Origin of the sequence: Kineococcus haloalkalitolerans (assembly GCF_050871905.1) — a bacterium.
GTDB lineage: Bacteria > Actinomycetota > Actinomycetes > Actinomycetales > Kineococcaceae > Kineococcus.
Window position 1 is genome coordinate 22,640 of sequence record NZ_JBJLSH010000009.1, and the last position, 23,536, is coordinate 46,175.

The 23,536-nt window shown below is 76.4% G+C and carries 20 protein-coding genes and 1 tRNA gene; 13 read left to right on the forward strand and 8 right to left on the reverse strand.

What is annotated here, in order from left to right:
* Positions 1-11: 11 nt before the first annotated feature.
* Positions 12-905 carry a phosphoribosylaminoimidazolesuccinocarboxamide synthase gene (locus ACRYMY_RS05640; protein WP_432546290.1) on the reverse strand — a complete coding sequence of 298 codons (894 nt, stop codon included), beginning with the start codon at positions 903-905 and terminating at the stop codon, positions 12-14.
* A complete protein-coding gene (gene purD, locus ACRYMY_RS05645) occupies positions 902-2,188 on the reverse strand; it encodes a phosphoribosylamine--glycine ligase (protein ID WP_432546291.1) in 1,287 nt (428 codons plus the stop codon). The genes ACRYMY_RS05640 and purD overlap by 4 nt, the downstream gene beginning before the upstream one ends.
* An 80-nt stretch (positions 2,189-2,268) precedes the next feature.
* Between purD and ACRYMY_RS05650 the strand changes: the two genes are divergently transcribed.
* From ACRYMY_RS05650 to ACRYMY_RS05660, 3 genes are all read left to right on the forward strand, one after another.
* Complete coding sequence (locus ACRYMY_RS05650) at positions 2,269-3,381, forward strand: FUSC family protein (protein WP_432546292.1); 1,113 nt, start codon at positions 2,269-2,271, stop codon at positions 3,379-3,381.
* A gap of 109 nt (positions 3,382-3,490) precedes the next feature.
* On the forward strand, positions 3,491-4,444 hold the full coding sequence (locus ACRYMY_RS05655; RefSeq protein WP_432546293.1) for a siderophore-interacting protein: 954 nt from the start codon (positions 3,491-3,493) through the stop codon (positions 4,442-4,444).
* A gap of 50 nt (positions 4,445-4,494) precedes the next feature.
* Positions 4,495-5,316: a siderophore-interacting protein gene (locus ACRYMY_RS05660; protein ID WP_432546344.1), complete on the forward strand. Its 822-nt coding sequence runs from the start codon at positions 4,495-4,497 to the stop codon at positions 5,314-5,316.
* A gap of 4 nt (positions 5,317-5,320) precedes the next feature.
* Here the strand turns inward: ACRYMY_RS05660 and ACRYMY_RS05665 are convergent, their stop codons facing one another.
* Entirely contained in the window at positions 5,321-6,262 is a 942-nt protein-coding gene (locus ACRYMY_RS05665) for a 3-methyladenine DNA glycosylase (protein WP_432546294.1), read from the reverse strand.
* Positions 6,263-6,340: 78 nt separating this feature from the next.
* On the opposite strand from ACRYMY_RS05665, the gene ACRYMY_RS05670 reads away from it, so the two are divergent.
* On the forward strand, positions 6,341-7,420 hold the full coding sequence (locus tag ACRYMY_RS05670; protein ID WP_432546295.1) for a DMT family transporter: 1,080 nt from the start codon (positions 6,341-6,343) through the stop codon (positions 7,418-7,420).
* On the opposite strand, the gene ACRYMY_RS05675 is transcribed toward ACRYMY_RS05670, so the two are convergent.
* The 4 genes from ACRYMY_RS05675 to ACRYMY_RS05690 all read right to left on the reverse strand — a co-directional run bounded on the left by ACRYMY_RS05675 (position 7,387) and on the right by ACRYMY_RS05690 (position 11,772).
* The gene (locus tag ACRYMY_RS05675; protein ID WP_432546296.1) at positions 7,387-8,226 is read right to left on the reverse strand and encodes a sugar phosphate isomerase/epimerase family protein; all 840 of its coding nucleotides are present in this window, start codon (positions 8,224-8,226) and stop codon (positions 7,387-7,389) included. The genes ACRYMY_RS05670 and ACRYMY_RS05675 overlap by 34 nt on opposite strands.
* Complete coding sequence (locus ACRYMY_RS05680) at positions 8,223-9,359, reverse strand: dihydrodipicolinate synthase family protein (protein WP_432546297.1); 1,137 nt, start codon at positions 9,357-9,359, stop codon at positions 8,223-8,225. The genes ACRYMY_RS05675 and ACRYMY_RS05680 overlap by 4 nt, the downstream gene beginning before the upstream one ends.
* Positions 9,356-10,480, reverse strand: coding sequence for a Gfo/Idh/MocA family protein (locus tag ACRYMY_RS05685; protein WP_432546345.1), 1,125 nt, complete (start codon positions 10,478-10,480; stop codon positions 9,356-9,358). Before ACRYMY_RS05685 ends, ACRYMY_RS05680 begins: the two co-directional genes overlap by 4 nt.
* A 185-nt stretch (positions 10,481-10,665) precedes the next feature.
* Complete coding sequence (locus ACRYMY_RS05690) at positions 10,666-11,772, reverse strand: LacI family DNA-binding transcriptional regulator (protein ID WP_432546298.1); 1,107 nt, start codon at positions 11,770-11,772, stop codon at positions 10,666-10,668.
* A 158-nt stretch (positions 11,773-11,930) separates the two neighbouring features.
* Here ACRYMY_RS05690 and ACRYMY_RS05695 point away from each other — a divergent pair, with 158 nt between their 5' ends.
* From ACRYMY_RS05695 to ACRYMY_RS05730, 8 genes are all read left to right on the forward strand, one after another.
* Complete coding sequence (locus ACRYMY_RS05695; RefSeq protein WP_432546299.1) at positions 11,931-12,998, forward strand: substrate-binding domain-containing protein; 1,068 nt, start codon at positions 11,931-11,933, stop codon at positions 12,996-12,998.
* A gap of 77 nt (positions 12,999-13,075) precedes the next feature.
* Entirely contained in the window at positions 13,076-14,392 is a 1,317-nt protein-coding gene (locus tag ACRYMY_RS05700; protein ID WP_432546300.1) for an ABC transporter substrate-binding protein, read from the forward strand.
* Entirely contained in the window at positions 14,389-15,354 is a 966-nt protein-coding gene (locus tag ACRYMY_RS05705; RefSeq protein ID WP_432546301.1) for a carbohydrate ABC transporter permease, read from the forward strand. The genes ACRYMY_RS05700 and ACRYMY_RS05705 overlap by 4 nt, the downstream gene beginning before the upstream one ends.
* A gap of 83 nt (positions 15,355-15,437) precedes the next feature.
* Positions 15,438-16,280 (forward strand): carbohydrate ABC transporter permease, encoded by an 843-nt coding sequence (locus ACRYMY_RS05710; RefSeq protein ID WP_432546346.1) that lies wholly within the window; start codon positions 15,438-15,440, stop codon positions 16,278-16,280.
* Entirely contained in the window at positions 16,277-17,281 is a 1,005-nt protein-coding gene (locus ACRYMY_RS05715) for a hydroxyacid dehydrogenase (protein ID WP_432546302.1), read from the forward strand. The genes ACRYMY_RS05710 and ACRYMY_RS05715 overlap by 4 nt, the downstream gene beginning before the upstream one ends.
* An 89-nt stretch (positions 17,282-17,370) precedes the next feature.
* Positions 17,371-19,332: a DUF2264 domain-containing protein gene (locus ACRYMY_RS05720; RefSeq protein ID WP_432546303.1), complete on the forward strand. Its 1,962-nt coding sequence runs from the start codon at positions 17,371-17,373 to the stop codon at positions 19,330-19,332.
* 41 nt (positions 19,333-19,373) lie between these two features.
* Positions 19,374-20,705 (forward strand): Gfo/Idh/MocA family protein, encoded by a 1,332-nt coding sequence (locus ACRYMY_RS05725; RefSeq protein WP_432546304.1) that lies wholly within the window; start codon positions 19,374-19,376, stop codon positions 20,703-20,705.
* Positions 20,706-20,793: 88 nt separating this feature from the next.
* Positions 20,794-21,714 (forward strand): universal stress protein, encoded by a 921-nt coding sequence (locus tag ACRYMY_RS05730; RefSeq protein WP_432546305.1) that lies wholly within the window; start codon positions 20,794-20,796, stop codon positions 21,712-21,714.
* 27 nt (positions 21,715-21,741) lie between these two features.
* Here the strand turns inward: ACRYMY_RS05730 and ACRYMY_RS05735 are convergent.
* Positions 21,742-21,814 (reverse strand) — tRNA-Arg (locus ACRYMY_RS05735).
* Between the two features lie 33 nt (positions 21,815-21,847).
* On the opposite strand from ACRYMY_RS05735, the gene ettA reads away from it, so the two are divergent.
* On the forward strand, positions 21,848-23,530 hold the full coding sequence (ettA, locus tag ACRYMY_RS05740) for an energy-dependent translational throttle protein EttA (protein WP_432546306.1): 1,683 nt from the start codon (positions 21,848-21,850) through the stop codon (positions 23,528-23,530).
* Positions 23,531-23,536 lie beyond the last annotated feature (6 nt).

Genomic DNA, 23,536 nt, shown 5'->3' on the forward strand with positions numbered 1-23,536 from the left:
CGGCGCGCCCGTCAGGAGAAGGTGCGCCCCGTCAGGCGCTCGTAGGCCTCCACGTACCGGGCGCGGGTGCGTTCGACGACCTCGTCCGGCAGCGGCGGGGGCGCCTGGTCGGAGGCGCGGTCCCACCCGGAGGCCGGCGAGGTCAGCCAGTCCCGCACGAACTGCTTGTCGAAGCTGGGCTGCGCGCGGCCCGGCGCCCACTCCTCCGCCGGCCAGAACCGGGACGAGTCGGGGGTGAGGACCTCGTCGCCCAGCACGGTGCGCCCGCCGTCGAGGCCGAACTCCAGCTTGGTGTCGGCCAGCACGATGCCGCGCTCGCGCGCGGTGGCCTCCGCCCGCGCGTACACGGCCAGGGTCAGCTCGCGCAGCCGCTCGGCCGCCTCGGCGCCCACGGTCGCCACGACGTGCGCGAAGTCGACGTTCTCGTCGTGCTCGCCCAGCTCCGCCTTCGTCGCCGGGGTGAACACCGGCTCCGGGAGGCGCGAGCCGTCGACGAGGCCCTCGGGCAGCGCCACCCCGCACACGCTCCCGGTGGCCCGGTAGTCGGCCAGCCCGGAGCCGGTGAGGTAGCCGCGCACGACGCACTCGACGGGGAACATCTCCAGCCGCCGGCACACCATCGCCCGCCCGGCGACGACGGCGGGCACCTCGGTGGACACCACGTGGTGCGGCACGAGGTCGGCCAGCCGCTCGAACCACCACAGCGACATCGCCGTCAGCACCCGGCCCTTGTCCGGCACGGGCGTGCTCAGCACGTGGTCGTAGGCGGAGATGCGGTCGCTGGCCACGACGAGGACGGTCCCGTCGTCGGCGCCCGCCGGCGCGTACAGGTCGCGGACCTTGCCGGAGTAGACGTGCCGCCAGCCCGGCACCTCGGGCGCGGCGGGCAGGTCCGGTGCGCTCACGGGGCGACCGCCGCGGCCTCGCCGGACTGCTCGGCGGCGCGCAGCGCGATGTCGGTGCGGTGGTGCGAGCCCTCCAGCCGCACGCGGTCCACGGCCGCGTAGGCGGCGGCGCGCGCCGCGGCCAGGTCCGGGCCGGTGCCGACGACCGACAGCACGCGCCCGCCGGAGCTGACGACGCCCGTGCCGTCGGCGGCCGGCGCGGTGCCGGCGTGCAGGACGACGGCGTCCTCGACGGCGGCGGCCTCCTCCAGCCCGTCGATCCTCCCGCCCGCGCGGGGGGACTCCGGGTAGCCGGGGGCGGCGACGACGACCGTGACGGCGGCGTCCTCGCGCCAGCGCAGGTCCGGCAGCTCGTCCAGGGAGCCGGTGGCGGCGGCGTGCAGGAGCGTGCCCAGCGGCGTGGCCAGCCGCGCCAGGACCACCTGGGTCTCCGGGTCGCCGAAGCGGGCGTTGAACTCCACGACCCGCACGCCGCGCGAGGTCAGCGCCAGCCCGCAGTACAGGACCCCCGCGAAGGGCGTGCCGCGGTGCGCCATCTCGGCGACGACGGGGCGCGCGACGCGCTCCAGGACGGTCTCCGTCAGGTCCACCGGGGCCCACGGCAGCGGTGAGTAGGCGCCCATGCCGCCCGTGTTGGGCCCCTCGTCGCCGTCCAGCGCCCGCTTGGAGTCCTGCGCGGGCTCCAGCGCCACGACCGCCTCGCCGTCGGTGACGCAGAAGACGGACACCTCGGGGCCGTCGAGGAACTCCTCCACGACGACGGGGCCGTGCTCCAGGCAGCGGCGGGCGTGCGCGAGGGCCTCCTCGCGGTCGCCGGTGACGACGACGCCCTTGCCGGCGGCCAGGCCGTCGTCCTTGACGACGTGCGGGGCGCCGAAGGCGTCGAGGGCGGCGGCGACCTCGTCCTCGCTCGTGCACACGTGGGCCATCGCGGTGGGCACCCCGGCCGCGGCCATGACCTCCTTGGCGAACGCCTTGGACCCCTCCAGGCGGGCGGCGGCGGCCGACGGCCCGAAGCACGGGATCCCCGCGGCGCGCACGGCGTCGGCGACCCCGGCGACCAGCGGCGCCTCCGGGCCGACGACGACGAGGCCGGCGCCCAGGCGCTGCGCCAGCGCCGCGACGGCCGCCGGGTCGGTGGCGTCGACGGGCTCGGCGGGCGCCTCCAGCGCGGTGCCGGCGTTGCCGGGCGCGGCGACCACGCGGTCGACGCCGGGGTCGAGGGACAGGGCACGCACGAGGGCGTGCTCACGGGCACCGGAGCCGATGACGAGGACGTCCACGGGCGAGGAGCCTAGGGCCTCGGCCGGTACCGCCCGGCTCCCCGGGCGCGGGCCGCGGGCACCTGCGGGACGATCACCGGGTGCCCGCTCCGACGACCGGCCGGCTGCCCCGCGGGCTGCCGCGCGCCGTGGCGCTGCGCCGGCGCGCGCGGGTCGGCTGGCAGCGCTGGCAGGGCTCGTGGTGGTCGGTGCTGCAGTGCGGGCTGGGCGCGGGCGTCGCGTGGGTGCTGGCGCAGGCGCTGTGGGACCAGGCGTACCCCGTCTTCGCGTGCGTGGCGGTCGTGGTGTGCCTGGGCGTGCAGAACAACCAGCGCCTGCGCCGGGTGGGCGAGCTGGGCGTGGGCGTCTCGATCGGCGTCCTGCTGGGCGAGCTGATCGTGCAGGTCATCGGGCGCGGGCCGTGGCAGATCGGCACCATCGTCGTCACCGCCATGCTCGTGGCGCGGTTCCTGGACTCGGGGATCCTGCTGGTCAACCAGGCGGCGCTGCAGGCGGCGTTCATCGCCGCGTTCCCGCCGCAGGACGGCGGCGGGATCGGGCGCTGGCTGGACGCCATGACGGGCGCGGCCGTCGCGCTGGCGATCGCGGCGCTGCTGCCGCAGGACCCGCGCCGGGAGGTGCGCGGGCGCGCCCGCGCCTACGCGGGCCAGCTGGCGGACCTGCTGGAGGACGGCGCGCACGCCGTGCGCGCGCACGACGCGGCCGAGGCCGAGCGCGTCCTGCAGGCGGCGCGCGACACCCAGAAGGAGCTCGACGGGTGGGCGCAGTCGGTGACCGCGGGCCAGGAGGTGCACCGGCTGTCCCCGCTGCGCCGGCGCAGCCGGGTGGAGATCGAGCGGCAGCGCGCCCTGCAGACCGGCGTGGACCGCGCCACCCGCAACCTGCGGGTGGCGCTGCGGCGCATCACGACCGCGCTGACCTACGACGAGCAGCTGCCCGTGTCGCTGGCCGGGGCGATGGAGCAGCTGGCCGCGGCGGTGCGCTCGCTGGGCGAGCCGGCCTACGAGGGCGAGACCGTGCCGCCGTCGCGGGCTGGCCTGCAGGAGCTGGCGGTGCAGCTGGGCCCGCGCACCCTGGGCGCGGAGTCCCTGTCGGCGACGACGGTGGTGGCGCAGCTGCGCTCGGCGGTCGTGGACCTGCTCGTGGCGCAGGGCGTCCCGCCGGCCGAGGCGCACCGGCTGCTGCCGCACTGAGGGGCCGGACGGGCGCCTGTGCCCCGGCTCACGTTCCCCGCGGCCCGGGAGTGCGGTTAGCCTGTCCTCACCGGCTGACCGCCGGGACGCACCGCGGGAGGGGACGCAGATGGCGGCGAGCACGGCCACGGCCACGAGGGCGGCGGTCGCCGACCCCGCCTACCGGGTGTTCCCGGCCCGGGTGGCCCGCACGGCCCGGCTGTGCCCGAGCTTCGTGCGCGTCACCTTCACCAGCTCCGAGCTCGACGGCTACGGCCCCGGCGGCTTCGACCAGCGCCTGAAGCTGCTGCTGCCGCAGGGCTCCTCGGTCCTGCCGGCCGTGCCGGAGGCCGACTGGTACGGCTGGTGGCGGGCCCTGCCCGACGACGTGCGCCCCACCATGCGCACCTACACGGTCCGCGCGTTCCGGCCGCAGCTGCGCGAGCTGGACGTCGACTTCGTCCTGCACGGCGTGGAGGACGGGCACGCCGGCCCCGCCTCCTCGTGGGCCGCGGGCGCCCGATCGGGTGACGAGGTGTGGCTGATCGGCCCGAGCGTGCCCGGGACGGGACGCATGTGGGGCGTGGAGTTCGCCCCGCCCGCCGAGGCCCGCACCGTCCTGCTGGCCGGCGACGAGACCGCCGTGCCCGCCGTGTGCTCCATCCTGGAGCAGCTCGACCCGGGCCTGCGGGTCACGGCGCTGCTGGAGGTCCCGCACGCGCAGGACGCCCTCGACGTGCCCGCCGGCGCCGACGTGCGCTGGCTGCCGCGCGGCACCGGCGCCGCCGCGCGCCCGCACGGGCAGCTCCTGCTGGAGGCCGTGCGCGAGGTCGCCGGCCCGCTGCTGGACGAGGTCAGCGCCCCGGCCGCGGACTTCACCGACGTCGACGTCGACGCGCAGCTCCTGTGGGAGGTGCCGGAGCAGCCGGCCGCGGCGGGCCCGGAGTGCCTGTACGCGTGGCTGGCCGGCGAGTGCGGCGTCGTCAAGGAGCTGCGCCGGCACCTGGTGCGCGACCTGGCGGTGCCCAAGCAGTCGGTGGCCTTCATGGGCTACTGGCGCGCCGGCCGGGCGGAGGGCGCGTGAGGAACCCGTTCCGGCGCCCGGCCCCGCCCGCCGGGGCCCGGCGCCAGCGCCTGGCCGTCGTGCAGCGCACCGAGCGCCTCACCCCGCACCTGGTGCGCCTCGTCCTGGGCGGCGACGACCTGGCCGACCTGCGCGCCGAGCACGCCGACTCCTACGTGAAGCTCTGCTTCCCGCGCCCGGGCGTGGTCTACGACGAGCCGTTCGACGTGGCGCGGGTGCGCGCCGAGCGCCCGCGCACCGAGTGGCCCGTGCAGCGCACGTACACGCTGCGCGCCGTCGACCCCGCGCGCGGGGAGGCGACGGTGGACTTCGTCGTCCACGGCGACGAGGGCGTGGCCGGGCCGTGGGCCGCGGCCGCCCGCCCCGGCGACACGGTCGTCCTGCTCGGCCCCGGCGGCGCGTACACGCCGGACCCGGCCGCACCGTGGCACCTGCTGGCCGGGGACGAGAGCGCGCTGCCCGCGATCGCCGCGTCCCTGGAGCGCGTGCCAGCGGGCGCGACGGCCGTGGCGGTCGTCGAGGTCGCCGACCCCGGCGAGCAGCTGGACCTGTCCTGCCCGGGCGACCTGCACCTGACGTGGGTGTACCGGCGCCCGGAGGCGGACCCGGAGCTGCTGCTGTCCGCGGTGCGCGGGGCCGTCGCCGACGCGGGCCCGCCCGCCGGTGCGCCGCACGCCTTCCTGCACGGGGAGGCCGACAGCGTGCGCGCGGTGCGCCGCTGGGCGCGCACCGAGCTGGGCGTGCCGCGCGAGCTGCTGTCCGCCTCGGGCTACTGGCGACGCGGGCGCAGCGAGGACGGCTGGCGCACGGAGAAGGCGGAGTGGGCCTCGGCGACCGAGGCCGACGACGCCGCCGCCACCGCGGGCGTCTGAGCGCTCAGCCCGCGTCCCCGCCCTCCTCGCCCGGTCCAGCCGCGGCGAGGAGGGCGTCGCACGCCCCGACCAGGGCCGCGCGCAGCGGCGCGGCCCGGTCGGCGAACTCCCGCTGGGCGCGCACGTACTCGGCCTTGCCCTCCGGCACCTCGATCCGCACCGGCTCCAGGCCCAGCCCGCTGACGTCGTACGGGGAGGCGCGCATGTCGAGCACCCGCACGTCGCGGGCCAGCTCGTAGCAGTCCAGCAGCAGCTCCCCCGGCACGGCCGGGGACAGCTTCGCCGCCCACTTGTACAGGTCCATCGACGCGTGCAGGCAGCCCGGCTGCTCCAGCGCCGGCTGGCCCTCGCGGGTGGGGCGCAGCTCGTTGCGGGGCACGGCCGAGGGGGTGAAGAAGCGGAAGGCGTCGTAGTGGCTGCACCGCACGCGGTGCGTCTCGACGACCTCGTCGGTGCCGGCGTGCCCCAGCCGCAGCGGCAGCCCGGCGTGGCGGACCTCCTCGGGGGAGGCGCGGTGGACCATCGCCCACTCGTGCAGGCCGAAGCAGCCGAGCTGCGCGGGCCGGCCCCGCGTCCCGTCCAGGACGGCGCGCGCCCAGCGGACGGTCCTGCCCCGCTGGGCGGCGAGGGCGGCGGCGTCGACGGCGGCGCCGCGCGCGGTGGCCCGGTAGTGCGCCCACCCGGCGCGCTCGTGCGCGCCGAGCAGCTCGACGCCGGCGCCGGGGTGCCAGCGGCGCAGCTTGCCGGGCGCCCAGGCGTAGTAGGTGTGCAGGAAGTCCTCGACGGGGTGGGACTCGCCGCGGGTGCGGCGCTCGCGCACGGCGGCGGTGAGGGCGTCGGCGCGCGCGGCGTGGGCGGCCTCGCGGGCGCGCCAGTCCGCGGGGTCGAGGGCGGTGGCCGCCCCCGGCGCGTCCGGGGCGGCGACGGGCAGGGCACCGCTCTCCACGCGGTCCACGGTAGCGAGGGCGGACGGGTGCCCCGTCCGCCGCCTCCCGGACGAGCGCCCTGACTGCTACCGTCGTCCGTGACGACAGTAGATAGCGCTACCGGCACCGCGGCCCCACCGCTACGCGCGACCCGCAGCGGCTGGCTGTGGGGCGGCACCGGGGTCCTGGCCTTCTCCCTCACCGTCCCGCTGACGCGGGTCGCGGTGGCCGGGCTGCCGCCGCTGGTCGTGGGCGCCGGGCGGGCCGTGCTGGCCGCCCTGGTCGCGGCCGCGCTGCTGGCCGCGCTGCGCGCTCCCCGGCCCGCCCGCCGGCACCTGCCGGGCCTGACCGTCGTCGCCGGCGGTGTCGTCGTCGGCTTCCCCGTCCTGACGAGCTTGGCGCTGCAGCGGGTCAGCGCCGTGCACGCGGCCCTGGTCATCGCGGTGCTGCCGGCCGCGACCGCCGTCGCGGCGGTGCTGCGCGGGCGCGAGCGGCCGGCGCCGGTGTTCTGGGTCGCCGCGGGCGCCGGGGCGCTGGCCGTGGCGGCCACGACGCTGCTGCTGGGCCCGGCCGGTCCGCCCTCGGCCGCGGACCTGCTGCTGGTCGGGGCGGTCGTCGCCGCGGCCGCCGGCTACGCCGAGGGCGCGCGCACGGCCCGCGAGCTCGGCGCGTGGCAGACGATCTGCTGGGCGCTCCTGCTGGGCCTGCCGGTCACCGCGCCCGTCGCCGCGGCCGCGTGGGCGGCGGGCGGGGGCTCCACGGCGGGCGCGGGCGCGTGGCTGGCGTTCGCCTACCTGGGGCTGGTGAGCAGCCTGCTGGGGTTCTTCGCCTGGTACCGGGGCCTGGCGATCGGCCCGGTGACGAGCGTCAGCCAGACGCAGCTGGTGCAGCCGGTCCTGACGGTGCTGTGGTCGGCGCTGCTGCTGGGCGAGGCGTTGACGCCGGCCGTCGCGCTCGGCTGCGCGGCCGTCGTCGCCGCGGCGGCCTGGGCGGTGCGCGCCCGCGTCGCGCGCCCCAGACCCCACCCCCTCCCCCTCCGCCTCAACCCCCGCCCGCCCCCGCCCCCCCCCCCCCCCCCCACCCCCCCCCCCCCCCCCCCCCCCCCCCCCCCCCCCCCCCCCCCGCCCCCCCCCCCCCGGGGTGCTCAGCCCAGGTGCGGCAGGACGAGCTGCTGGTAGCGCTCGGACACCGCGGCCAGGACCTCGTGCCCGTCGGCGTCCCAGACCTCCTGGTTGAAGATCTCCACCTCGACGTCACCGGTCCACCCGGCGGCCGCGACGGAGCGGGTGAGGGAGGCGAAGTCGACGACGCCGTCGCCCATCACCCCGCGCGAGAGCAGGGCGTCCGCGGCGATCGGCAGGTTGAAGTCGCACACCTGGTAGGAGGCGGTGCGCCCCTCGCGGCCGGCGCGGGCGATCTGCTCGTGCACCTGCGGGTCCCAGAACACGTGGAAGGTGTCGACGACGACACCGACCGCCTCGACGGGGTGCGGCGCGGCCAGGTCCAGGGCCTGCCCGAGCGTGGACAGGACCGCCCGGTCGGCCACGTACATGGGGTGCAGCGGTTCCAGCGCCAGGCGCACGCCGTGCTCGAGCGCGACGGGCACCAGCTCGGCGATCCGCTCGGCCACCCGCTCGCGGGCGCCGGCCAGGTCGCGGTCGCCGGCGGGCAGGCCCCCGACGACCACCACGAGGGCCGGCGCGCCGAGCGCGGCGGCCTCCTCGACCGCGCGGCGGTTGTCCTCGCGGGCCGCGGCGATCCCCGCGTCGTCGGAAGCGGTGAGGAAACCCCCGCGGCACAGGGTCGAGACCCGCAGGCCCGCCTCGCGCACGGTGCGGGCGGCGTTCTCCAGACCCGCGTCGGCGACGATGTCGCGCCACAGCCCCACGGCCGGCAGCCCTGCCTTCACGGCGCCCTCGACGACCTCCGCCAGGCTCCAGCGCTTGGTCGTCGCGGAGTTCAGCGACAGCCGCTCCAGGCTCACGCGCCCACCCCCTGGGTGAGCAGGTACGCGCTCAGGCGGTGCTCGGCCAGGTCCGGGTCCACCAGGAGCCCGGCCTCGGCGGCCAGCCGGTGCAGCGTCACCAGGTGCGGCACGGAGCGCCCGGCGTGCAGGCCGCCGACGAGGGAGAACCCGGGCTGTCGGCCGTTGAGCCAGGACAGGAACGCGATGCCGGTCTTGTAGTGGAACGTCGGCGGCTCGAAGACGTGCCGGGCCAGTTCCTGGGTGCTCGCCAGCAGGTCGTGCGCGCGCCGGTCGTCGCCGGCGTCGAGGGCCTGCACGGCCGCGGAGGCCACCGGGTAGATCGCGGCGAAGATGCCGAGCAGGGCGTCGGAGTGGGCGGTGCCGTCGCCGACGACGAGCTCGGGGTAGTTGTAGTCGTCGCCGGTGTACAGGCGCACGCCCTCGGGCAGCCGGGCGCGCAGGTCCTTCTCGTGGGCCGCGTCGAGCAGCGAGACCTTGATGCCGTCGACCTTCGCGGTGTTCCGCTCGATGAGCTGCAGCACGGTGTCGGTGGCGGTGGGGACGTCCGTCGAGCCCCAGTAGCCGGTCAGCGCGGGGTCGAACATCGGCCCGAGCCAGTGCAGGACGACGGGGGAGGGGCACTCGTCCAGCAGCGTGCCGTACACGCGCAGGTAGTCGTCGGCCGAGCGGGCCGTCTTCGCCAGGGCCCGCGAGGCCATGAGGATGACGGTGGCGCCCGCGCCGGTGACGACCTCCAGCTGCTCGCGGTAGGCGGCGAGGACCGCCTCCAGCCCGCGCTCGCCCTCGGGCAGCGTCGCGAGGTCCAGCTGGTCGGTGCCGGCGCCGCAGGCGATGGCGCCGCCCACCGCGCGGGCGTCGGCGCTGGAGCGCTCGACGAGCTCCTTGGCCGCCGGCCAGTCCAGGCCCATGCCGCGCTGGGCGGTGTCCATGGCGTCGGCGACGCCGAGGCCGTAGGACCAGATGTCGCGGCGGTAGCCGAGGGTGGCGTCCCAGTCGATGTCGACGCGGCCGCCGGGGGTGGTGTCGGACCCGACCACGGGCACGACGTGGGCGGCGGCGTACACGACGCGCGAGCGCAGCGGCGCGCTCGGGCGCGGCCAGGCGGCCGGGGCGCTCTGCGCGGCGGTCACAGCGAGATCTCCGGCACGTCGAGGCGGCGGCCCTCGGCGGACGAGCGCAGCCCCAGCTCGGCCAGCTGCACCCCGCGGGCGGCGGACAGCAGGTCGTAGCGGTGCGGGCGGCCGGCGGCGATGTCGCGCAGGAACTCCTCCCACTGCGCCTTGAACCCGTTGTCGAGCTCGGCGTTCGCGGGGACCTCCAGCCACTGGTCGCGGTAGCGGTCGGCGCTGGGCAGGTCGGGGTTCCACACGGCCTTGGGGGTGTGCGCGCGCTGCTGGGCGACGCAGCGGTGCAGGCCGGCCACGGCCGAGCCGTGGGTGCCGTCGATCTGGAACTCGACGAGCTCGTCGCGGTGGACGCGGGTGGTCCAGGAGGAGTTGATCTGGGCGATCACACCGTCGGGCATCTCGAAGATCCCGTAGGCGGCGTCGTCGGCGGTGGCGGCGTACTCGCGGCCCTGCTCGTCCCAGCGGACGGGCACGTGGGTGGCGACCTTGGCGGTCACGGCGCCGACGCGGCCGAGCAGGCCCTCCAGCACGTAGTTCCAGTGGCAGAACATGTCCACGGTGATGCCGCCGCCGTCCTCGGCGCGGTAGTTCCAGCTCGGGCGCTGCCCGGGCTGGCTCTCGCCCTCGAACACCCAGTACCCGAAGTCGCCCTTGAGGGACAGGATCCGCCCGAAGAACCCCTCGTCGACGAGGCGGCGCAGCTTCACCAGGCCGGGCAGGTACAGCTTGTCGTGGACGACGCCGACGGTGACGCCCGCGCGGTCGGCCTCGCGGGCGAGCGCGACGGCCTCGTCGAGCGTCTCGGCCGTGGGCTTCTCGGTGTAGACGTGCTTGCCGGCGGCCATCGCGGCGCGCAGCGCGGCGGGGCGGCGGGAGGTGACCTGGGCGTCGAAGTAGACGTCGACGTCGGGGTCGGCCAGGACCTCGTCGACGTCGGTGGTCCAGCGCTCGACGCGGTGCTGGGCGGCCAGGTCGGCCAGCTTGACCGGGTTGCGGCCGATGAGGACGGGCTCGACGCCCACGCGGGTGCCGTCCTCCAGCACGATCCCGCCGGCGTCGCGCAGCGCCAGGATCGAGCGCACGAGGTGCTGCCGGTAGCCCATGCGCCCCGTGACGCCGTTCATGGCGATGGTGAGGGTCCGCGTCGGGCGGTCCAGGCGGGCGTCGAGCTGGGGCGGTGTCGCCGTCGTGGTCACGGGGTGCTCCTGACGTCGGTGTCGTGGGCGAGCGCCTGGAATGCGCTTTCCCACAAAGTAGGCGGCAGGTCCCCCGAGGGTCAACCACCTGGGGCGCGGCGGTGCGCGAACGCTCAGCCGGCGACCAGGGGGGCGGCGGGCGCGAGCGCGCCGCCCGTGCCCGCCCGGCTCGTGCTCTCGCGCAGGACGACCTCGCCCTCGAACCCCCGCCGGCGCGGGGTGGGAGGCCGCTCGGTCAGCGCCAGCTCCACGGCCGCCTCGCCCATCGCCAGCAGCGGCAGGCGCACCGTCGTCAGCGCCGGTGTCACGTCCCGGGCGGTGACGATGTCGTCGAACCCGGCCACGGCCACCGGCCCGGGCAGCGGGACCCCGCGCTCGCGCAGCGCCACCATCGCGCCCACCGCCATGACGTCGTTGACGGCGAACACGCACCCGTGGTCGAACCCGCGCTCCAGCAGCGCGCGCATCCCGAGGGACCCGCCGTCGCGGGTGAACTCCACCTCCAGCAGGTGCTCGGCGGCCACGTCGAGGCCGTGCTCGCGCAGGCCCCGGCGGAACCCGGCGACGCGGTCGCGGGAGGTGAGCAGCCCCTCCGGGCCGGCGACGACCGCGAACCGCTCGTGCCCGGCGGCCACGAGCGCGGCGGCCAGGTCCTGCGCGCCGCGCTCGTTGGCCACCACGACGGCGTCGACGGGCAGGCGCGGCTGACCGATGACGGCCGCCCGCCCGCCCTGTGCCTCGAACCGCTGCAGCTCCTCGGCCAGCACGCGGGTGCTCTCCGCGTCGTCCATCCGGCTGCCGGCCAGCAGGACCGCCCGCGCGCGCTGGCTGCGCAGGGTCGTCACGTGGGCCAGCTCGCGGCCCGGGTCGCGGCCGGTGCTGGCCAGCGTCACCAGCAACCCGGCGCGCTCGGCGGCGCGGGTCACCCCGGCGGCGATGCTCGCGAAGTAGGGGTCGGCGATGTCGCCGACGACGAGCCCGACGACGTCGGTGCGCCCGCGGACCATGGCCTGCGCCTGGGCGTTGGGGGAGTACTGCAGCGCCGCGGCCGAGGCGACGACGCGCTGGCGCAGCGCCTCGCCGACCTGGCGCTCGCTGCCGTTGAGGACGCGCGAAGCCGTCGCCAGGGAGACGCCGGCGTGCCGGGCGACGTCCTGCAGGGTCGCCGCGGCCGCCACGGCCGCCACGGCACCGTCCTCGCTGCGCTTGCCGGACCTCACGCGCCCACCTCGGCTCCCTCGTCGCACCCGGTGCGGGCGCTGCGCCGCACCCCGCTGCGGGCACGCTACCGATGCGGCGGCGCCCGGTGGCGGTCCGCGCGGCGGGACGCCCGCCGTCGCGCCTTGCCGTGAGCGATCGGTCGGTCGAGGCTGTCCGCGTGGACGCGGAGCGGCGCCGGGAGCGCCTCGTGCAGCTCGTGGCCGTGCGCGGCGCGGCCCGGGTCAGCGACCTGGCCGCCGAGCTGGGCGTCGCGGACGTCACCGCGCGCCGGGACGTGGAGCTGCTGGCGCGCCGGGGGCTGCTGGAGCGCCGGCACGGGGAGGTGCGCCCGCCCGCGCAGCGGCAGGGACCGGACGGGCCCGCGCTGGCCGGGCGCACCGTGACCGCCGTGACGGGTGCGCTCAGCGCGTACCTGTCGGAGGTCCTGCTGGCCGCGCGCGACGCCGTCGTGGGCGCCGGCGGGCGGTTCGTGCTGGAGGTGGCGCCCGACGCGCCGTCGGTGCGCGACGCCGTCGAGCGCGCGGCGCGCGACGAGGGCGCGCTGGGCGTCCTGCACGCCCCGCGCTGGCGCAGCGCCGAGGAGGCCGCCGCCGAGAGCGCGGCCGGCTTCCCCGGCCGCCTGCCGGTCGTCCTCGTCGAGCGCTTCCCGTTGCGCGGCACCGCTCTGGCGCGCCGGGACGCCGTGCGCGGCGACCACGCCAGCGGGGTGCACCAGGCGCTGGCGCACCTGCAGGAGGCCGGGCACCGGCGGGTGCTGGTGGCCGCGCGCGACGACTCGCCGACCGCGCGCACGGTGCGGGCGTGCGCGGGCGACGCGCTGCGCTCGCTGGGGCTGCCCGTGCTCGGCGAGCCCCTGCTGTCCGCCGACGGCGCCGACGCCCACCGCCGCCAGCGCGCCCCCGACTGGGCGGACGCCGTCCGGCGCCACCGCGCCACCGCGATGCTCGTGCACAGCGACGTCGACGCCCTGGCCCTGGTGCCGCGGCTGCGCTTCGCCGGTCTGGCCGTGCCCGAGGACGTCAGCGTCGTCGCCTACGACGACGTCGTCGCGGGCCTGGGCGACGTGCAGCTGACCGCGGTGGCGCCGCCCAAGGCGGAGGTCGGTCGCGCGGCCGTGGACCTGCTGCGCTGGCGGGCGGCGGACCCCGACGCGCCCGTGCGCCGGGTCGAGGTCGGCCCGCACCTGGTGCGGCGCAGCTCCGTCCGCACGATCGATCAGGCGTGATCGAACGATCTTGACCGTCGCGCCGCGCGGGGGCAGCGTCGGGCAGGTCCGACGACTCGACGACGAGGAGTCCTCCCGTGAGAACCCCCACCCGGCGCCAGGTGCTCGCCGGCGCCGGAGCCGCCGCCCTCGCCGGGGCCGCGACCTCCTGCGGCCGCGCGAGCGCCGGTGACCCCGACGGCCCGCTGACCTTCTGGTCCTCCCTGCGCGGCACCCAGAGCGTCGCCGACGCCTGGAACGCGGCCCGCCCCGACGCGCCCGTCGTCTTCGACGCCGTGCCCTCCGGCGGGTCGGGCGGCTCGGCCAAGCTGTCCAACGCCTTCCGCGCCGGCAACGCCCCCGACGTGGTCTCGATGGAGTACGCCGAGCTGCCCGGCTTCGCGCTGGACGGCGTCGCCAGCGACATCACCGACCTCGTCAGCCCCTCCTTCCGCGAGAAGCTCCTGCCGCAGGCGTGGGACACGGCGACCTTCGCCGGCCGCGCCTACGCGGTCCCGCTCGACGTGGAGCCGATGGTGCTCCTGCACCGGCCCGACCTGCTCGCCGAGGGCGGTGTGGACGTGCCGACGACGTGGGAGGAGTTCGCCACCGCGGCCCGCGACCTCAAGGGGCGCACGGGCGTCGACCTGGCCACCTTCCACCCCAACGGCTACCCCTACTTCGCCGGCTACTGCCAGCAGCTGGACGCCCGCTGGTTCGACATCGACGACTCCGCCCCCGGCGGCGGCGAGTGGGTCCTGGACTTCCTCGACGAGCCCACCCGCAGGGTCGCCGGGTACTGGCAGGGCCTCGTCGACGACGACCTCGTCGCGGTCGACCCGCAGAGCAGCCAGCAGTGGCTGGCGTCCCTGGCCGCGGGCCGCACGGCCTCGTTCATCGTCGGCGCCTGGGGCGCGGCCAACCTCATCACCTCCGTGCCGGGGACCTCCGGGCAGTGGCGGGCCGCCCCGCTGCCGCAGTGGTCCGGCGAGGAGCCGTCGCTGGGCGTGCAGGGCGGCTCGGTGCACGTCGTCACCGCCGACAGCCCGCGCAAGGAGCGGGCCCTGGAGTTCCTGGAGTGGGTCTCCACCTCGCCCGAGGCCATCACCGCGCGCCTGTCCAGCGGCACCTCGAGCATGTTCCCCGCCGCGCCCGCGCTGCTCGGGCCCGCCGCCGACCAGCTCGACACGAGCTACTACGGCGGCCAGGACTACTACGGATTCGTCGCCGAGCAGTCGCAGCTGCTGCAGACCGGCTGGGTCTGGGGCCCGCGCATGCAGGCCACCGGCGCGTCCATCGGCAACGGGTTCGCCCGCCTGCCCTACGGCACCACCATCGAGCAGGCGCTCGCCGCCGCGGAGGAGGAGACGTTGCCCGACATGCGCAGCCTCGGACTGGCGGTGAGGCGGGCGTGAGCGCTCTCGACACCCGCGTCCTGGGCCGGACGGGTCAGGAGGCGCCCGAGCGGGTGCGCCCGTCGAAGCGCTCTCAGCGCCTGGCGGTGGGGGTCCTCCTGGGCCCCTTCACCCTCCTGCTCGTCGCCGTGTTCCTCGTCCCCGTCGTCTACGCGGCCTACCTCAGCTTCTTCTCCACGACCCACTCCGGCCTGGGGTTCGGCACCGCCGAGACGACCTTCGCCGGCGTGCGCAACTACGCGGCGGTGCTCGCCGACCCGAGCTTCGTGCGCGGTGTCGGCATCACGCTGCTGTACATCGCCCTGTTCGTCCCCCTCGTGGTCGTGGGGGCGCTGGTGCTGGCCCTGCTGCTGGACTCCGGCCTCGTCGTGGCGCGCCAGCTGAGCCAGACGGTCCTGTTCGTCCCGCACGCGGTCCCCGGCATCATCGCCGCCGTCATCTGGCTGTACCTGTACACCCCGGGGCTGTCCCCGGTCCTGGGCGCGCTGCAGCGGCTGGACCTGGAGGTGGACTTCCTCGGCCTGCAGCTGCTGGTGCCCTCGCTGGTCAACATCGCGCTGTGGAGCGGGCTGGGGTACACCACCGTCATCTTCTTCGCCGCGCTGCGCGCCGTGCCGCGCGAGCTGCTGGAGGCGGCCTCCATCGACGGCGCGGGCGCGGTGCGCACCGCCCTGCGGGTCAAGGTGCCGCTGGTGCGGGCCACGGTCGTGACCGTCGTGATGTTCACCGTCATCGGTGCCCTGCAGCTGTTCACCGAGCCGATGCTCATGGGCCAGGTCACCCCGCTCATCGGCACCCGGTTCACGCCCAACATGTACATCTTCGACGCGGCGTTCACGCGCAACAACTACGGCCTCGCCTCGGCGGCGTCCGTCCTGCTGCTGCTCGTGTGCTGCACGCTGTCGTACCTGGTGTCGCGCGGCGCCTCCCGCGGGACGCGGCGAGGAGGTGAGGAGGCGTGAGCACCACGGTCCCCCGGACGGGGACGGCTCCCGAGCGCGAGGTCCGCGTCCAGCGCGGCAGGGCGGGACGGACGGGCCGGCCGGTGCGCCGGGCCGGCCTGACCGGCCGGGCGACGGCCAACGTCGTCGTCGCGGTCGCCGTCCTGTACGCCCTGCTGCCGCTGGCGTGGTTGCTGCTGGCCGCCACCAAGGACGCCGAGGCGCTGTTCGCCTCCCGGCTGCTGGACTTCTCGACGTTCGCGTTCGCCGACAACGTGCGCGCGCTGCTCGCCGAGGAGGGCGGGCTGTACCTGACCTGGTACCGCAACAGCCTCCTGTACGCGGTCGTCGGCGCCGCCCTGGGCGCGCTGCTGAGCACCGCCGCCGGCTACGTCTTCGACAAGTTCGAGTTCACGGGCAAGCGGCAGCTGTTCGCCCTGGTGCTCGTCTCGGTCATGGTGCCGGGCACGGTCCTCGCGCTGCCGCTGTACCTCATGGCCTCGCAGGTGGGGGCCGTGGACACGGTGTGGGCGGTGTTCGTGCCGGTCCTGTTCAACCCGTTCGGGGTGTACCTGGCGCGGGTGTTCTCCGCCGGGTACGTGCCCGGCGAGGTGCTGGAGGCGGCGCGCGTGGACGGCGCGGGGGAGCTGCGCAGCTTCTTCTCCGTCGGCCTGCGCATGCTGGCGCCCGGTTTCGTGACGATCTTCCTGTTCCAGCTGACGTCGATCTGGAACAACTTCTTCCTGCCGCTGGTGATGCTGTCCGACCAGTCGCTGTACCCGCTGAGCCTGGGCCTGTACACGTGGAACTCCTCGGCGTCGATCTTCCCCGACTACTACCCGCTGGTGGTGATCGGCTCCCTGCTGGCGCTGCTGCCGCTCGTGGTCGCCTTCGTCCTGCTGCAGCGCTTCTGGCGCTCCGGCCTGACCGCGGGGAGCGTCAAGTGAGCCCGGGCGTGCGCGCGGTGCTGGCGATGGACCCGCACCCGCCGCGCGACGTCCTCGTGGCCGACCTGCGCGAGCGGCTGCGCCCGCACGCGCAGGTCCACGAGGAGGTGCTCACCGACTTCACCGCTCCCGGCGCGCGCGCGGCGCTGGCCGGCGCGGACGTGCTGGTCACCGGCTGGGGCAGCCCGCGCGTCAGCGCCGAGGTGGTGGCGGCCGCCCCGCGGCTGCGGGCGGTCGTGCACGCCGCCGGGACGGTGCGCCACCACCTGTCCCCGGCGGTGTGGGAGCGCGGCATCGCGGTCTCCTCGGCGGCCGCGGCCAACGCCGTCCCCGTCGCCGAGTACACGCTCGCCGTGGTCCTGCTGGCCGGCAAGCGCGTGCTGGAGTCCGCGCACGAGTACGCCCGGGTCCGCTCGCGGGCGGCGACGGCGGTCAGCGACGCGGGCGGCAACCACGGCGCCACCGTGGGCGTGCTGTCGGCCTCCCTGGTGGGACGTCGCGTGGTGGAGCTGCTGCGGCCGTTCGACCTGCGCGTGCTCCTGCACGACCCGTACGTCGCCGACGCCGACGTGCGGGCGCTGGGCGCCGAACCCGTCGGGCTGGCGGAGCTGTTCGAGCGCAGCGACGTCCTCACCGTGCACACGCCCCTGCTGCCGGAGACGACCGGCCTCGTCGACGCGGGGCTGCTGGCGCGGCTGCGCGACGGTGCGACCCTGGTGAACACCGCGCGCGGTCCCGTGGTGGACGCGGACGCGCTGACCGCCGAGCTGCTCAGCGGCCGCCTGCACGCGGTGCTCGACGTCACCGACCCCGAGCCGCTGCCGCCGCAGCACCCGCTGTGGGGGCGCCCCAACGTCCTGCTCACCCCGCACGTGGCGGGTTCGGCGGGCAACGAGCTGCAGCGCCTGACCGCCTCGGCGGCCGCCGAGGTCGAGCGCTTCGCCGCCGGGCGCTCCTTCGCCCACCCCGTCACCCGCACCGCGCTGGAGCGCAGCGCGTGAGCGCGCCCCAGCCCCGTCCCGAACCCCGTCCCGAACCCCGTCCCGGACCCCGTCCCGGACCCCGTCCCGATCCCCGAGGAGCCGCGCCCGTGCCCACCGACCCGAACCCCGCGCTGCCGCCCGAGCTGGCGAGGCTGCGCGCGCTGCCGGAGGACCGCGCCCTGTCGCCGGTCACCGGCTGGACCCGCGCGCACGTCGCCGCCGCCGCCGACGACCTCCTGCTGGCCGCGCGCCCCTGGGCCACCCCGGGGTTCGCCCGCCTGGACCTGCCCGGTGAACCCGCGCGGGCGGGCTGGGTCAGCGACGGGCTGGAGGGCTACGCCCGCACGTTCCTCACCGCGGCGTTCCTCGTCGCCGGGCAGGGCGGTGCCGACCCCCTCGGTCACCTGGAGCGCTACCGCTCGGGACTGGTCGCCGGTACCCGCACCCCCGGCGCCGACGACGCGGAGTCGTGGCCGCTGATCCGCTCGGTGCACGTGCAGGGCCAGCCGATGGTCGAGTCGGCGTCGGTGGCGCTCGGGCTGGAGCTGACCCGCGACTGGCTGTGGGACACGCTGTCCACCGACGAGCAGGACCGCGCCGAGGCGTGGCTGCGCGACAGCCTGCGCCACGAGCCCGCGCCGAACAACTGGTACCTGTTCCCCCTCACCGTCGCCTCGTTCCTCGAGGGCGCCGGCCGCGGGGACGCCGAGACGGCCGCGGCCGTGCAGCGCGGCCTGGACCTGCTGGAGGGCTGGTACGTCGGCGACGGCTGGTACACCGACGGCGACGGGCGGATGTTCGACCACTACGTCGGCTGGGCCATGCACCTGTACCCCGTGCTGCACGCCCGCCACCGCGGCCCGGAGGACCTGCGCAAGGTCCTCGGCGAGCGGTTGCGGGAGTTCCTCGGCACGTACGCGCGCACGTTCGACGCGGACGGCGCCCCGCTGCACCAGGGGCGGTCCCTGACCTACCGCTGGGCCGCGGCCGCGCCCGTCGCCCTCGGCGCCGTGACGGGCGACACCCCGCTGAGCCCCGGGACGTCCCGGGCGGTCGTCAGCGGCTGCCTGCGCCACTTCCTCGAGCGCGGCGCGGCCACCGGCGGCCTCCTGTCCCGCGGCTGGTACGGCCCGCACGCCGCGACGCTGCAGCCGTACTCCGGCCCCGCCTCGCCGTACTGGGCGTCCAAGGGGTTCCTGGCCCTGCTGGCGGGCGAGGACCACCCGCTGTGGACGGCCGTCGAGGAACCCGTGCCCGCGGCCGGGCCGGACACCACCACGCCGATCGCCCCCGCCGGCTGGCTCGTGCAGTCCACCGCCGACGGCCTCGTGCGCGTGCACAACCACGGCGCCGACCACCACCGTCCCGGGGGCTCCGCCGACGGCGCGCCCGACCCGCACTACGCGCGGCTCGCGTACTCCACGCGGACGGGGCCGACGTCGGCGCGCAACGAGGCGGAGAACTCCCTGAGCCTGACCGTCCGCGGACGCTCCTCGGCGCGCGGGGCGTTCGAACCGCTGGGCACCGGCCCGGACTGGGCGGCCTCCGTCCACCGCCCGCGCTTCGAGGGCACGGTCCTGCCGCAGGCGCGGGTGCGCAGCCTCGTCCTGGTGCGCGGGGCCTGGGAGGTGCGCGTGCACACCGCCGACGCCGTCCCGGTCGGCACACCGCTGGCCCTGACGGGCTGGGCGCCGGCCGTGGACCACCCGGACGAGCTGTCCACCGACGTGCGCGCCGAGGGGGAGGGGGCCGGTGCCGTCGTGCGGGTCCCCGGGCTCGTCAGCGAGCTGCGCGGCGTCGGCGACGGCTGGACGGCCGACGTCGTGCGCGCGCCGGCCGGCACCGCGTACGGCGCGTGGGCGGTCGTCCCGCGCCTGCGCACCGCGACCGGTGACGGGCCGCTCGTCGTGCTGGCGGCGCTGTCGGCCGCCGACCCCGGTCCGGCGCCGCGCGTGGCCGTCGAGGGGCGGCGCGTGCGCGTGGACTGGGCCGACGGCGCAGGCCACGACGTCGACGTCTCCGGCCGGGTGCCGTCCGTTGACGGACGTCGCCGGCCGGAACTACGGTGACGTCCGGAAAAGGTTTTCCGACGCCTCGACGAGGAGCGCAGATGGCACGCCGCCGGTACGGGATCGTGGGGTGCGGGTCGCGGGCCCGCATGTACGTGGGGGCGGTGACCGGCGCGCACGCCGACGTCGCCGAGCTGGTGGCCCTCGCCGACACGAACACGGGCAGGGCGCGCTTCCACGCCGACGCGGTCGTGGCCGCCGGGTACCCGGCTCCGGCGCTGTGGTCGCCGGACGACCTCGAGCGGATGGTCGAGCAGGAGCGGCTGGACCGCGTCGTCGTCACCACCCCCGACCACACGCACGCCGACTACGTCTGCCGCGCGCTGCTGGCGGGCGCCGACGTCGTCGTGGAGAAGCCGCTGACCACCGACGTGGAGGGCTGCCGGCGCATCACCGAGGCCGTCGAGCGCAGCGGCCGCTCGGTGGTCGTGACGTTCAACTACCGCTACTCCCCGCGCAACGCCGGCCTCAAGCGCCTCGTCAGCTCCGGCGCGGTCGGCAAGGTCACCTCCGTGCACTTCGAGTGGGTCCTGGACACCATGCACGGCGCGGACTACTTCCGCCGCTGGCACCGCCTCAAGGAGAACTCCGGCGGCCTGCTGGTGCACAAGGCCTCCCACCACTTCGACCTCGTCAACTGGTGGATCGACGACGTGCCCCGGCGGGTGTTCGCCAGCGGCGGCCTGCGCTTCTACGGCGCGGAGAACGCCGCCGCCCGCGGCCTGGGCGAGCGCCCCGAGCGCGGCACCGTCGACGGCGCGGGCGCCGACCCCTTCCTGCTGGACCTGCGCACCGACCCGCTGCTGCGGGACCTGTACTGGGCCAACGAGGACGAGGACGGCTACCGCCGCGACCAGGACGTCTTCGGCGAGGGCATCACCATCGAGGACAACCTCTCCCTCGTCGTCGACTACGAGGGCGGGCCGTCGATGAGCTACTCGCTCAACGCGCACGCGCCCTGGGAGGGGTACACCGTCGCCGTCAACGGCACCGAGGGCCGCGCGGAGCTGACCGTCGTCGAGCGCGGGTCCGTCTCGGCCGACCTGGCCGTGGACCCCAGCGCCACCCCCGAGGACGGCGCGGCCGACGACCCGCGCCCGGTCTCCGAGCGCCTGGTCCTGCAGCGGCACTGGGAGCGCGCCCGCGAGGTGCCGATCGAGTCGGGCGACGGCGGGCACGGCGGCGGCGACGTCAAGCTGCTGCGCGACGTCTTCGTCGGGCCGGGCGAGGACCCGCTGGGCACGCCGGCCGGGCACCTGGACGGCCTGCGCTCGGTCGCCGTGGGCATCGCCGGCAACGCCTCGCTGGCGCTGGGGCGCGCCGTGGCGGTGGCGGACCTCGACCTCGGCGTGGACCTGCGCAAGGACCTGTGAGCGCCCGCTCCGCGACCCCCGCGCCGGGGGTTGCGGGGCGCCCGCGCGCGCGGTGAGGATGATCCCGGGGCGATCTCCGGGAGGGGCCGTGGCCGGGACGGACGCAGGACGACCGACGGTGGTCGTCGGGGTCGAGGACGCGCGCGGCTGCCGCCCCGCCGTCTGGTGGGCCTGCCAGCAGGCCGAGCGCCGCGGCGCCCGCGTCCACCTGCTGCACGCCGCCCCGCCGCCCGTGCCGGTCCGCGCCCTGGGCCAGGCCCGGTACGCCGGGGAGCAGGCCGAGCGCCGCGCGGCCACCGCCCGGGCCGTGGTCGAGGAGGTGCTGGAGCGCGCGCGCCGGGACCACCCCGGTGTCGAGGTCGACGGCTCCGTCGTCCACGACGACCCGCGCGCTGCGCTGCTGGAGGCCTCGCGCACCGCCGCCCTCGTGGTCACCGGCGCCCGCCACGCCGGCCGGCGCCGCCCCGACCTGGGCCTGCACCTGGGCTCGACGAGCCTGTCCGTCAGCGCGCGCGCCTGCTGCCCGGTCGCCGTGGTCCGGGAGGCGGAGGCCGAGGGGGTGCGGGGGGTCGTCGTGGGCCACGACGGCTCGCAGGGCGCCGACGACGCGCTGGCGGTGGCCGCCGACCACGCGCAGGCCCTCGGCGAGCCGCTGCTGGTGGTGCGGGCCTGGCGCACCGCGCTGGTGCCGCTGGACGCCTGGAGCGGGCAGGTGTGGGTGGAGGCGCAGGACGCCGAGCGCGAGGGGCACCGCCAGGAGCTGGCCGAGCTGGCCGAGCGGCTGCGCGCCGAGCGGCCCGGCCTGGAGCTGCGCACCGACCTGGTGGAGGGGGAGGCCTCCGACGCCCTGCTGGCCGCCGCCGACGGCAGCCGGCTGCTGGTGGTGGGCACCCGCGGCCGCGGGGCCTTCCTGACCGTCCTGCTGGGCTCCACGAGCCACGACGTCCTGCAGCGCGCACCGGGGCCCGTGGTCGTCGTGCCCGACGTCCGGCGCAACAGGGGTCGCTGAGGGGTCGCCGGGCGCGGCGCGGGCGCGTGCCCCCGGAGAGATTCGAACTCCCAACCAACCGGGTAGAAGCCGGCCGCTCTGTCCGTTGAGCTACGGGGGCGGACCCGCGCAGCCTACCCACTAGCCTGGGGGCATGGCCGAGTTCATCTACCAGATGCAGAAGGCGCGCAAGGCGCACGGCGACAAGGTCATCCTCGACGACGTCTCGATCTCCTTCTACCCGGGCGCCAAGATCGGCGTCGTCGGCCCCAACGGTGCCGGCAAGTCCAGCGTCCTGAAGATCATGGCGGGGCTCGACCAGCCGTCCAACGGGGAGGCGCGGCTGTCGCCGGGCTACTCCGTCGGCATGCTCATGCAGGAGCCCCCGCTGGACGAGTCCAAGACGGTCCTGGAGAACGTCCAGGAGGGTCTGGGCGACCTCAAGCGCAAGATGGACCGCTACAACGAGATCACGGCCTCCTTCGAGGACCCGGACGCCGACTTCGACGCCCTCATGGCCGAGATGGGGCAGCTGCAGGAGGACCTGGACCACGCCAACGCGTGGGACATGGACTCGCAGCTGGAGCAGGCGATGGACGCGCTGCGCTGCCCGCCCGGCGACGCCGACGTCACCCACCTGTCCGGCGGGGAGAAGCGCCGCGTGGCGCTGTGCAAGCTGCTGCTGGAGCAGCCGGACCTGCTGCTGCTGGACGAGCCCACCAACCACCTGGACGCCGAGAGCGTGACGTGGCTGGAGCAGCACCTGGCGAAGTACCCCGGCGCCGTCCTGGCCGTCACCCACGACCGGTACTTCCTCGACAACGTCGCCCAGTGGATCCTCGAGCTGGACCGCGGCCGCGCCTACCCCTACGAGGGCAACTACTCCACCTACCTGGAGAAGAAGCGCGCCCGCCTGGAGGTGCAGGGCAAGAAGGACGCCAAGCTCGCCAAGCGCCTCAAGGACGAGCTGGAGTGGGTCCGCTCGAACGCCAAGGGCCGCCAGACGAAGTCCCGCGCGCGCCTGCAGCGCTACGAGGAGATGGCCGCCGAGGCCGAGCGCACGCGCAAGCTCGACTTCGAGGAGATCCAGATCCCGGCCGGCCCGCGCCTGGGCAGCGTCGTCATCGAGGCCAAGGGGCTGAAGAAGGGCTTCGGCGACCGCACGCTCATCGACGGCCTGTCGTTCTCCTTGCCCCGCAACGGGATCGTCGGGGTCATCGGCCCCAACGGCGTCGGCAAGACGACGCTGTTCAAGACCATCGTCGGCCTGGAGCCGCTGGACGGCGGCGAGCTGAAGATCGGCGAGACGGTCAAGCTGTCGTACGTGGACCAGTCCCGCGGCGGCCTGGACGGGTCCAGGACGCTGTGGGAGGTCGTCTCCGACGGCCTGGACTTCATCCAGGTCGGCAACCAGGAGATGCCCTCGCGCGCCTACGTGTCGGCGTTCGGGTTCAAGGGCCCGGACCAGCAGAAGCCGGCGAACGTCCTGTCCGGCGGTGAGCGCAACCGGCTGAACCTGGCGCTGACCCTGAAGGAGGGCGGCAACGTCCTGCTGCTGGACGAGCCGACCAACGACCTGGACGTGGAGACGCTCGGCAGCCTGGAGAACGCGCTGCTGGAGTTCCCCGGCTGCGCCGTGGTCGTCAGCCACGACCGGTGGTTCCTCGACCGGGTCGCCACCCACATCCTGGCCTACGAGGGCACGGAGGAGGACCCGGCGAACTGGTACTGGTTCGAGGGGAACTTCGCCGGCTACGAGGCCAACAAGGTCGAGCGCCTGGGCCCGGACGCGGCCCGCCCGCACCGGGTGACGTACCGCAAGCTCACCCGCGACTGACCCGGC